The organism is Microbispora sp. NBRC 16548, assembly GCF_030268985.1.
GTDB lineage: Bacteria > Actinomycetota > Actinomycetes > Streptosporangiales > Streptosporangiaceae > Microbispora > Microbispora catharanthi.
In genome coordinates, this window is the sequence record NZ_BSSF01000097.1 from 1 (window position 1) to 364 (window position 364).

Annotated in this window: 1 protein-coding gene; it reads right to left on the bottom strand. The window is 65.9% G+C overall.

Going from position 1 to position 364, the window contains the following annotated elements:
• Positions 1-364, bottom strand: a 364-nt coding sequence (locus tag QSK36_RS43195) for an ISAzo13-like element transposase-related protein (RefSeq protein ID WP_502883475.1), incomplete at both ends; no start/stop codon positions are given.

Below are 364 nucleotides of genomic sequence, written 5' to 3' on the forward strand. Positions count from 1 at the left end.
AACGCCGAGGTGTCGTGGTCGACTCCGACGTTGACCCAGCCCCGGTCGGTGGCCAGGTCGTAGATGCCGTAAGGGATGGCATGCGGGACATCCGGGCCGGTGAAGAAGAAGCTGTGGTCCTCGACCTGGACCGGGTCGCCCTTTGGGCGCCACTGCCGCCCGGGGTTGGGCAGCTGCCCGAGCTGCTCCTTCTTCTTGGTGTCGACGCTGATCACAGGCTGCCCGGCGCTCTGATGGTCCTTGACTCGGTCGTTGATATAGCGAAACTGCACGTCCCGGTCGGGATGCTGCGCGCCCTCCAGCGTCTTGACGTTGGCCTGCAGGCTGAAGCCCTGCTCCTTCAGCAGCCTGCCTACCGTCGGGG